This is a genomic window from Pseudoalteromonas sp. TAE79, assembly GCF_000498015.1.
GTDB lineage: Bacteria > Pseudomonadota > Gammaproteobacteria > Enterobacterales > Alteromonadaceae > Pseudoalteromonas.
The window spans coordinates 1-8,790 of sequence record NZ_AUTL01000236.1; the positions used below are offsets into that span (position 1 = coordinate 1).

Consider the following 8,790-nt stretch of genomic DNA (forward strand, 5'->3'; position numbering starts at 1 on the left):
CGTGTGGAGGTTACTGCGTTTATTTAAAAAATACGATATACCGGTCACCATTTTTGCAGTGGCGATGGCCCTTGAGCGCCACCCCGATGTAGCTAAAGCCTTTGTTGAAGCAGGCCACGAAATTTCAAGCCATGGCCTGCGCTGGATTAATTATCAAAATATAGATAAGCAAACCGAGCGCGAGCATATGCAACAAGCCATTGAGATCATTCAAACGCTTACGGGTAAAAAGCCCAAAGGCTGGTATACCGGCCGAACTAGCCCAAATACCGCAGCCCTTGTAGTTGAGAATGGCACATTTTTATATGATGCCGACGATTACAGCGACGACCTACCTTTTTACAGTATTAAAGAAGGTAAACCACAGTTAATAGTGCCCTACACGCTCGATGTAAACGACATGCGCTTTGCTGCCGTACAGGGTTTTAATGCCGGCGATCAGTTTTATAATTACTTAAAAGATGCATTTGATACGCTTTATGAAGAAGGTGACCCTGAAGGTGAAAACGCCCCTAAAATGATGTCGATAGGTTTACATTGCCGCTTAATTGGCAGACCAGGAAGAATAAAAGCATTAGCACGGTTTTTAGAATATGCTCGCTCGCATGATCAGGTTTGGTTTGCCACACGTGAGCAAATAGCCGAGCACTGGCTTAAAACCCATCCATATAAAAAAGCATAGTTTATATTGTAGCCTCACAATGATAGAAGCCCAGCATAGCTAGGCTTTTATTACTTTAGGAGTATTAAATTTAGTTAAAAGAAACTATTTACCCATTGGCAATAAAACAGAAACGTAGCGCTGCGCCCAATTAGCAAGCTCCACCCTGTTGCGTGAGTTAGTTTTTTTAAACGCACTGTATAAATGTGTTTTTACAGTGTGGTCGCTAATGTTAAGTTTATCAGCGATTGTATTGTTACTCGCCCCCTGTGCAATTAAATGAATAACAGACTTTTCTCGTTTTGTTAAATGATCGTAATAGTCCTGCTTTAATTCAATGTCGTCGTGTAAGCTATTAAACGACGATGCCACGGCTAAAATATCGTTAAAAGCTTTTGAAATCACTTTACGCGTAAACCAAAGCTCGCCAGTATTAACACGAAGTAACCCTTTAAAAATATCTTCTGGTGGATCAGATTTATAAAAAACACCATTAAAATGGTTAAGCAATAAGTTTTGCTCGCACACATCTTCTTTATCAACATTAAAAATGACAACGCTATAGTGTTTAGCTAAACAAATAAGGTCAGTCGGAATAAGGTCTTGCCATTTGCTTTTAGCACCATCGATTAAAAACAAATCATAATTTGTGCGCTGCTCAGCTTTAGGAATAACTTCGTCCATTTTAATATCACCAAACAAAGCTTGTAATGTTCTTAAAATAGCGGTGTAGTTGTGTGAATGAAAAGATGATTGAAACGTTGTTTTTACAAATACCGAGTTTTTATGGGGCATAAATTTCGTCCTTGAAACATTTACACTACATTACCTAAATCAAATACAACTTACAATGGGATTTTGATATTAAAGTACTGTTATTCTTTCTCATCCTAAAATAGATAAAAATCAATTAAATCAATGCAAAGCCTTTATCAATTTTATTTTTAAAATTGCTTTTATAAGATAAATAACAGATCGGATTAGTGGCTTAATAACTTATAAAGCCTTAAATATGCATTAGCCTAAACTAACTTTTAGGATCAATTATTCTATACTCGCTTTTAGTTTATTTAGCGCATCAACCGAAAAACCTCGATCATAAAAATATAAAATTTCGCCGCTGCTATTTATAAGTACCACACGAGAGTTATTTGGGCTTTGATTACCTGTAAACTTTTGAACTGTCTCGCCATCTTTATAAATAGTGATTACCCCACCCCATAATTCTTTAGGGATGCCTTTGCGCATACCGTTGTCTATAAATGTGCTAAACATACGTGGTGCCATGCCAGCAATGGTTGGTAGTTCGTATGTAGGGAGCGTTACGCCCGCCATATCTAAACCAATTAACCAACGGTCTATATCAAACTGGCTGTCTTGCTTGTACCCAATGAGCAGTAGTGTTTTATCTGCTTTAAAATCACTAGGTATAGTCACCATAGTTTGCTCTAAGCTTTCACCACTAATGCTTGGGAACTGCTTACCTGTTAATTGCTGGTTTGGGTACTGTGTTGTACATGCGCTAAGTAGTAAAAGTGCAAAAGCACTTAATGTTAATTTGATCATAATAAACCTAATATTTATAAATTTCATACCGATACGTTTAGTATGGCAGCTGAGATCTAAAAATGCTGACTAGTTATATAATTTTTAAATTTAGACGCAGTCATGGGCTTACCGTACTTCCAGCCTTGTCCGTAGTGCACACCCGCTGTTTTTAAAATGGCTTCTTGCTCAGTGGTTTCAATTCCTTCTGCTACACAGGTATAATTAAACTTATGCACAAGTTCCATAATATTCGGGATCATAGAGGCTTTTAAGCCCTCAGTTGTTATATCTTGAACAAACGTACGATCAATTTTAAGTTGATGAAAGCTCAAATTTTGTAAATTTCTTAAATTCGAATAACCCGTACCAAAGTCATCTAATGATAAGTTAAATCCCGATTCAACCAAGGTTCTAAAATGAGCATGCGCGATGCTTGTATCAAGGTATTCGTCTTCAGTTATCTCTAAACAAATAATAAAGCGTGAATTGGTAAGCTCTGTAATTTGCGGCAGTAACGACACATTACCCAGCTCTACATCACACGGAAATATATTAAGCGACACTTTGAAGCCTTCAGGCAATACCTCTATAGAAGTTAACTTTTTGATTGTGGTGGCAATCATGGCCTCAGTAAAAGTCCAGGTTAAATTGTTTTTTCTAATAACCGGAATAAACTCATCTGGAAATAAAACACCGTACTTATCTTCAAAACGTGCAAGTACCTCGCAACCAATCAGCTTGCCACTTTGCAAACAAATAATAGGCTGGTAAGTCCAATAAAATGATCCCTTTTTGAGTCCTTTACGAATACGCTGATTAATAGAGCGACGTGCAGCAATTCTTGCATCAACTATTAACGCACTCGATATGCCCGCTAAACAGGTTAAAATTAACGAAATTATTAGTAATAAGTGGTTATTAGAAAAAAACAGACTCCAAGGTAAGTGCACTACCACACAATATTGGCTACTTGCAGAACTGCAAACTAAATTAGTTTCGTAAGGAAAGAAAACATTGTTTTTTACTTGAAGGTAGAGATCCTCTTTACCTGCTAAATGATGCAAAGTATTTGGTGTTTTATAAACAACTTCCCAATCTGGCACAGTAATGCCAATGTTGGTAAAGGGAGTACTCTGCATAATTAAATTATAGTCCCCTTGTCTGACTATAATTACCTCCATAGGGCGCTCACTAAATAATAATAGATAAAGCTCTGGCTCAAAACGAACCCTCACCTGTTCATCATCTCGAATAAAGTCAGGCTGTTTGTCGTTAATTGGTTTACTTAATAAGCCTGCACCCGTAGTACAAACTAGCTGATTATCTTTAAAAAAACCTATATCAATTACATATTTTGCGTCAAATAAAGCTCGGCGCATCTCAAGAAGAGTTGTGTTGTCACACTGTTTAAACGCAAGCTTATTTAATGGGGTAAGTATTCGACGCCGCTCTGCAATTGCACCTTCTACATGAGTGAGAATATACTCAGCATCTGACTTTGTTTGTGCTGTTAATTGCTGCGCTGCAAAATTGAGTAAAATTATACAGCCAGTTATAAAAACTAACACTCCGGTTAGAACGGCTATAATAGATTTTTGTTGGTACTTTTTCATAGCATCTCGAAGTTGTTAATTTATATCACTACTTTATTAGATGATTGCATAAGTCGCATTAAATTCACACAGATAGATTTAACAATTATTGAGTGAGTTTTGAACCAATTGCGCTATTTTAAAGCCTATTGCCAAATGTTGGATATCATCAAAATGAATCCCATCACCATCTGTTATGTTAATGAACGAGTTAAAATCAATAAAAGCGCACTTATTATTAGCTGCAACGCTTTTAAATGCACTAGAGAGCTTTTTTACTTTTGTATCAGCCTCTTCATAAATACGTGAATACTGCTCAGTAATTCTTATTTTAGGTGGGCTAGCAATAATAATCTTAGGAGATTTTAAAGTACTACCCTGCTGATAATAAATGTGTATTGAGTTAATTAAATCATTCAAGCCATCTGCTATTAAAGTAGGTGTTAAATTAAAACGTTTTTTAAGATCGTTTGTACCAAGAGCTATAATAATAAAGTCGAGATCATGCTTATCCAAATAAGGCTTTAAATAGCTAACACCATTAAGCACACCGTCAAACGGGGGATTATGCACTAACGTGCGATTAGGTTGCCCTGCCTCTATTACGTTAAAGCCCCACCCTAAGTTTTTATTTAAAAGTGATGTCCAACGGGTATTTTCATCAAAACGTTTACCCGTTACAGGGTTTAAGCCCCATGTATTTGAATCCCCAAAGCAGAGAATATTTTTTATTATTTGAGTCATTAAAATGGATTGAGCGTATAGCCTTGTTGTTGAAGTTGTGCGTGAGCGGTCATAGCCGAAAGCGACATTTTTACACCCTCAATTAAAAGCGCTGGCGTTACTTTAAAGTGAGTAGCAGATTGCCCGCAAACATACACTTTAGTGTTGTTTGCTAGTAGCTGCTCAATTAATGCTCTATTTTTATTGTCAGCGTTAAAGCGTTTTTTATATTCGCTATTAGCTAACACATCAACACTTGCGCTGCCGTGCACAACTAATGCAAGTTGTATGTTTTCAGGCTTTACGCCATGCGCCACATGCATGTTAATAAAACGCGCTAGCGAATTTATTGAATTATTTTGCGCGCCTTTTTCAGCGCCATCAGCAACATCAAATGCTATTTTAAATACCGTAGCGTCATTAATTTCATCATGCTCGGGTACATTGTAATAATTACCATACCCCTTAATTGGTTGCTCTGTTGCATATATAAAAGGGCTAAAAAGCAGCACTAAAAATAGTAAATATTTCATAAAACAATCCTGTGTTTTTTAAGATTATTACTAAACTACCAGAGACAACCAAAAAAGGCTGCAATTTAAGCAACCTTTTGGGTACTTTTATGGCTGTGGTTAATAAACTGCATACCTAAATAACTAAACGTATTTTTAAACTGCTCTACAAAACAGGCGGGGGCTTCACTTGATGACGCATTAGAAAGCACTGAAAAATGCTTACTGCGTAAATTACGAAGCTTAGGTATTAATACTTCATCGTCCATATAATCGGTTATTCTATCGATAAATAATTTCATTTGTACCGTGGTGCTGTACCAATAAACAGGAGACGCGAACACCCAATGATCATATTTTAAAAGTGCTTCAAACACAGCGTAAAAATCATCATTTTTATAGTTTTTGTTATAGCAGTACTGCGCAATTTTATAATCATCTAAGCATACTACACGCACATTATTTTGCTCTGCAAATCCATTAACGTGCGCCTGTGTATTACCATTTTTGCGTGCGCTTGAATAAATAATAACAGTGCTACGCTCAAGTTTTTGTTGCATTTAGTTAGCTCCTTTTTTAATGTTGAAAAAAGCTTAAAACCTCAAGTTATATTGAGGTCAAACGGAAATTAAAAATAATGCCAATAGATCAAAAAAACTAACTGAGGCCAACTTAACCGTGGGTTATGTAGCAAAGCGTAGCGGCGTAAAAGTATCAACCCTGCATTTTTATGAAACCAAAGGACTAATACGTAGCTGGCGTAATGGCGGCAATCAACGCTGCTATAAAAAAGATGTACTGCGCCGTATAGCGGTAATAAAAGCCGCACAAGCAATGGGAATAACCCTCGATGAAATTAAACAAACACTGGCCACATTACCTGATCAGTGCACACCCACGCAAAAAGATTGGGCAGCCCTTTCAAAGCAATGGCAAGCACAGCTTGATGAACGTATAGCCTATATGCAGCACTTGCGAGACAAGGTAGACAGCTGCATAGGATGTGGCTGTTTATCTCTGAAAAGCTGCCCTATTTATAATAAAGACGACCATTTAGGCGACACACAAAACGGTGCAGTATTTTTAAATTCAAAGGTTGAAAGTATTTTTCAAGAATGACCTTTGTTATATATTTAAAATAAAAACTAATTAGCCATAACTTAGTATTATCAATTTTATATATACCAATATACTTACCTCATGAGCAAAACATAGCTTTTCTAGCACAGAATTCTTATTTGCTTTAACTGCCAAATGAGGGAGAGCCATGGCTGCTTGTTTTATTTTTAATCACAAAGTAATCAATTGAAACCTTTAACGGTTTTGATATGGGGATTTTAGTAGTTGTGCACTTAAAGTATAATTACTAAAGATTCATTACCCACTCTCCTTAGGAAATGAGTAAAGTTTACGTCTGCATGTACATGCAGGTCGAAACGTAAAAAAGTATATTCAATACGGATAGTAGTATTGCTAACTGGTTAATTTTTAAGCATTCTTGTGCGCTTAAAAAGGAAGCAATATTCAAGGAACAAACAGTTGGAACCAACTAATCCCACCCCTGACAACAATACAAAACCACCTGTAGTTACTCAGAAACTCACTCAAGCCCTTAAAACGGTCGATCATGAAGAGCTCAAAAGCACTGGTTTTTGGTTAAATCAATTTTTTATGGTTATTTCTACCGTATTTGGTGTTTATTTGGCTGCTCAAAGCGGTTTAGAACAAGCGCTTAAGTTCGATTCATTTAGCAAAATGGAAGATAACTACTATTTGCGTACATCGCTCTATGACGAAGTTAATGATAACGCAAACACGGTAGCTGAGTATGCAGAACGCTTAGCGAAGAACCCACCAAAATCAGAAATGGAATTTTTTAAACCCACACTTGAGCAGTACATATGGAAAACCATGCAGTTTTCTCCTACTACGCTTGAAACACCGAGTGAATTTTTAACTAGAATACGTCGATTTTATTCTCGAGCTGATTTTGTCATAAATGCCGCAATAAATCGAAAAATATCAGCTAAACAGGCTTCTATCGAATTAGCAAAAATAACAAACTTAATTAAAACTCAAACACTCCCGGCTTTAAAAAATAGCGCTAAACAATTAAAAATGGAATTACAGCAGAATGATATTTCTGTTGGTTCGTTAAAGGAACTTAAAAATGCCAACTAAAAGCTGTCCACATTGTAAAGATCACCCATTAGAAGTAACCAATTATCAGGGTGAAGAAATAGATATTTGCCGTGAATGTGGTGGTTTATGGTTCGAAAAAAATGAAGTAAATCGCATGATTTCCGAGATAAATGACGGCCCAGAAGGTGATAAATTTGAAACTCACTTTGGTGAGCAATTAGGCGTTTCTGAGCTTGACTGCCCGGATTGTAAAAAAAGTTTAGAACGTTTTCACTTACTGGAAGCTTTTCATACCGAAATTGATGTTTGTAGACACTGCGATGGTACTTGGATTGATAAAGACGAACTTGAAAGTGTTGAAAAAAGCCCTGAAATAAAAGCGAGTTTAGGCGAGCTAAATCAAAAAGTGAGTTGGAAAACCTACTTGTTCCAATTTTTAACGCAAATGCCTGTTGAATATAATATTAAACCACAAAAGACTCCTTGGGTAACTCGCGGCCTTATTGTATTAAATACATTGATTTTTGTACCCTGGATTCAAATTGTAAGTGCATAACTTGTTTTGGGTAGATTAAGTGGTCAGTTGCTCATAAGCTAACTGCTTTTTCTCCGGCAAGAGATTTTACAATGAGACATTACAAACAACTGACCTATGCGCAAAGATGCCAGATCGCCGTTCTAAAGAAAAGTGGTTTTACGCAACAAAGTATTGCTGAGCTAACTAATTTATCGCAATCTACGATTTCAAGAGAGCTTTCTAGAAATACAGGTAAGCGAGGTTACAGACACAAACAAGCTCATGAGCGGGCTTTGTTTCGCCGAAGAAGTGTAAGAAAACCGCTTAAGATGACACCTGAAATGATGGCTTTAATTACCCAGAAGCTTAATGAGAAGTGGAGCCCTGAACAAATAACGGGATGGTTGCGTAAAGAAAGTGAACGGTCTGTCAGCCATGAACGCATTTATCTGTATATCTGGGAAGATAAAAAAGCAGGTGGTGAGTTATACCTACATCTGCGCCGACACGGTAAGAAATATCACAAGCGCAGTCATGGTAAAACAAACCGAGGGCAAATAAAAAATCGCGTTAGCATTGAAGAACGCCCACAAATAGTTGATGAGAAAGGTCGTATCGGAGATTGGGAAATAGATACCGTCATAGGTAAAGGTCATCGAGGCGCCCTTGTTACCATTGTAGAGCGGGTCACCCAATTCACTGTATCAACGCAGGTGGCAGGCAAAACAGCACAAGCCGTCACTGCGGCGACGATAGAACTATTAAGGCCATATAGGTCAGCGCTTCATAGCATCACGGCTGACAATGGAAAAGAGTTCGCTTATCACGAGCAAATCACAGAGGCTTTAAGTGTTCCTGTTTATTTTGCTCACCCTTATCACTCATGGGAGCGCGGATTGAATGAAAACACGAATGGATTACTACGCCAGTATTGGCCGAAGAGCACAGATTTTAAGGCGGTAACACCAGCGCAGGTTATACCAGTACTTGAGCAACTTAATAATCGTCCGAGGAAGACACTTGGATTTGAAACGCCTGCAAAATTGATGCAGGATCACTTGGCGGCTAAAGCCGCCTAAACGTTATGCACTTCAG

At 37.4% G+C, this 8,790-nt stretch carries 11 protein-coding genes; 5 read left to right on the forward strand and 6 right to left on the reverse strand.

The window, feature by feature from the left end; all coding sequences use genetic code 11:
• Positions 1-682, forward strand: a 682-nt coding sequence (locus L655_RS0118485) for a polysaccharide deacetylase family protein (protein ID WP_024605900.1), incomplete at its 5' end; no start/stop codon positions are given.
• Between the two features lie 84 nt (positions 683-766).
• Here the strand turns inward: L655_RS0118485 and L655_RS0118490 are convergent.
• The 6 genes from L655_RS0118490 to L655_RS0118515 form a co-directional block, all read right to left on the reverse strand.
• Positions 767-1,456 (reverse strand): response regulator transcription factor, encoded by a 690-nt coding sequence (locus L655_RS0118490; RefSeq protein ID WP_024605901.1) that lies wholly within the window; start codon positions 1,454-1,456, stop codon positions 767-769.
• Between the two features lie 249 nt (positions 1,457-1,705).
• Complete coding sequence (locus L655_RS0118495) at positions 1,706-2,227, reverse strand: hypothetical protein (RefSeq protein WP_024605902.1); 522 nt, start codon at positions 2,225-2,227, stop codon at positions 1,706-1,708.
• Between the two features lie 56 nt (positions 2,228-2,283).
• Positions 2,284-3,822 (reverse strand): EAL domain-containing protein, encoded by a 1,539-nt coding sequence (locus L655_RS0118500; protein WP_024605903.1) that lies wholly within the window; start codon positions 3,820-3,822, stop codon positions 2,284-2,286.
• Positions 3,823-3,900: 78 nt separating this feature from the next.
• Positions 3,901-4,536, reverse strand: coding sequence for an SGNH/GDSL hydrolase family protein (locus tag L655_RS0118505; protein ID WP_024605904.1), 636 nt, complete (start codon positions 4,534-4,536; stop codon positions 3,901-3,903).
• Between the two features lie 8 nt (positions 4,537-4,544).
• The gene (locus tag L655_RS0118510; protein ID WP_024605905.1) at positions 4,545-5,057 is read right to left on the reverse strand and encodes a DsrE family protein; all 513 of its coding nucleotides are present in this window, start codon (positions 5,055-5,057) and stop codon (positions 4,545-4,547) included.
• Positions 5,058-5,122: 65 nt separating this feature from the next.
• Complete coding sequence (locus L655_RS0118515) at positions 5,123-5,596, reverse strand: flavodoxin family protein (RefSeq protein ID WP_024605906.1); 474 nt, start codon at positions 5,594-5,596, stop codon at positions 5,123-5,125.
• Positions 5,597-5,663: 67 nt separating this feature from the next.
• On the opposite strand from L655_RS0118515, the gene soxR reads away from it, so the two are divergent.
• The 4 genes from soxR to L655_RS0118535 all read left to right on the forward strand — a co-directional run bounded on the left by soxR (position 5,664) and on the right by L655_RS0118535 (position 8,774).
• Positions 5,664-6,155 (forward strand): redox-sensitive transcriptional activator SoxR, encoded by a 492-nt coding sequence (gene soxR / locus L655_RS0118520; protein WP_029752146.1) that lies wholly within the window; start codon positions 5,664-5,666, stop codon positions 6,153-6,155.
• A gap of 420 nt (positions 6,156-6,575) precedes the next feature.
• The gene (locus tag L655_RS0118525; RefSeq protein ID WP_024605908.1) at positions 6,576-7,217 is read left to right on the forward strand and encodes a hypothetical protein; all 642 of its coding nucleotides are present in this window, start codon (positions 6,576-6,578) and stop codon (positions 7,215-7,217) included.
• Entirely contained in the window at positions 7,207-7,734 is a 528-nt protein-coding gene (locus tag L655_RS0118530; protein WP_024605909.1) for a zf-TFIIB domain-containing protein, read from the forward strand. Before L655_RS0118525 ends, L655_RS0118530 begins: the two co-directional genes overlap by 11 nt.
• Before the next feature lie 71 nt (positions 7,735-7,805).
• Positions 7,806-8,774 (forward strand): IS30 family transposase, encoded by a 969-nt coding sequence (locus L655_RS0118535; RefSeq protein ID WP_024604006.1) that lies wholly within the window; start codon positions 7,806-7,808, stop codon positions 8,772-8,774.
• The last annotated feature ends 16 nt before the right edge of the window (positions 8,775-8,790 follow it).